This window comes from Pseudomonas sp. MD195_PC81_125 (genome assembly GCF_014060985.1).
Taxonomy (GTDB): Bacteria; Pseudomonadota; Gammaproteobacteria; order Pseudomonadales; family Pseudomonadaceae; genus Aquipseudomonas; species Aquipseudomonas parakoreensis.
In genome coordinates, this window is the sequence record NZ_JABULD010000177.1 from 1 (window position 1) to 1,415 (window position 1,415).

Annotated in this window: 2 protein-coding genes; both read right to left on the reverse strand. The window is 62.2% G+C overall.

The genetic code is table 11. From position 1 onward, the window contains the following. Window positions 1–89: 89 nt before the first annotated feature. On the reverse strand, window positions 90–1,046 hold the full coding sequence (locus HT737_RS07695; protein WP_182402071.1) for a zinc-binding alcohol dehydrogenase family protein: 957 nt from the start codon (window positions 1,044–1,046) through the stop codon (window positions 90–92). A gap of 31 nt (window positions 1,047–1,077) precedes the next feature. Then, entirely contained in the window at window positions 1,078–1,251 is a 174-nt protein-coding gene (locus HT737_RS07700; protein ID WP_182402073.1) for a DUF1427 family protein, read from the reverse strand. Window positions 1,252–1,415 lie beyond the last annotated feature (164 nt).

Below are 1,415 nucleotides of genomic sequence, written 5' to 3' on the forward strand. Positions count from 1 at the left end.
ATGGCGCCAGTTCAGTCAATATCTTGATCGACTGGTCTACCGCTATCGCTGGCAAGCCAGCTCCCACAGGTTATGCGGTGTCTGGAAGATCAGGGGATGAGGATGACCTTGTCCCCACTCCCATGATTCACCTCTGCATAGCTCTGCACTCCCTGCGCCAGAGGCACTTCCACCCACGCCTGCGGCAACGGCAACAGTCCCTCATCGAAGAACCGCCCGAACTGCTCGAGCATCGCCGCACAGGCTTGCACGCCGTACAGCAGCGAGTTGATCCCGACCACCGAACCGCCCTTGCGGTACAACGCCAGCGCTGGCAATTGCACATGGCCGTCGACCGGCGCGGCGATGATCGCGATGCGGCCGAACGCTGCCAGTGCCGCCACCGAGGCCGGCAGCCAGAAACCGGTGGTATCGAAGACCACGTCAGCGCCGCCGCTGTACACCGCGTTGACCTGCGCGCCGAGGTCTTCGGGCTTATCCAGCTGAATCGTCGCATAGCCCTGTGCCTGCAACGCCTTGACCTGCTCCGGCCGCCGCGCAGCCGCGAGGATCTGCGCGCCGCGCACCTTGGCCAATGCCAACGCCGCGGTCGCCACCGCACCACCGCCGATCACCAGCAAACGGGTTTCAGCGCTCACCAGGCTGCGCTCCAGTGCATCCCAAGCGGTGGTGTAAGGCACGCCGAGGCTGGCTGCCTGAGCGAAGCTCAAGTGCGACGGTTTATGCGCCACGCCGTTGGCCGGCAATTTGACGAATTGCGCGTGCGAACCATCGGCAAAAAAGCCCAGTTCGCGCCCGGTGCCCCAGACTTCCTGACCGAGCAACGCCTGCGGGCCTTCGACCACGACACCGGCAAAATCGCGCCCGGGAATCCTCGGCAATGTGGTGTAGGGAAACCGCCCGAGCACGTTCTTCACATCGCTGGGGTTCAGGCCGGCGGCCTTGATCTCGACCAGCACGTCATCAGCGCCGGGCACCGGGGTCGGTACGTCGACGAAACGCAGGGAGGACAGATCGCCGGTTTTATCGAATTGCAGTGCTTTCATGAGGACATCCACCAAAGGGAAAAAAAGACATTCAGGACAACCAACCGGCGACCATTTGCCGGCCCAGCGGCCACAGCTGCTCACCCGCGAGCATGCCCAACAGCCCCACCAGCGCGATGGCCGGTGGCGCCGGGGAACGGAAATCCAGCGCGCCATAGAGCAGGCCGACGCCCAGACCGATGGCCAGCGAAATCAGGTAGTTCATGGAAAACTCCGCCGCGTGAAAGGAATGGGCAAAGTCTAGGAAGGATCGGCAGAGGCGTCGGCCAAGGACTTCTGAATTTCGGCCAAAAGACCGACATCCCCCTGTAGGAGCTGCCGCAGGCTGCGAATCTTTTGACTTTGATTTTGAAAACAAGAACAAAAGAT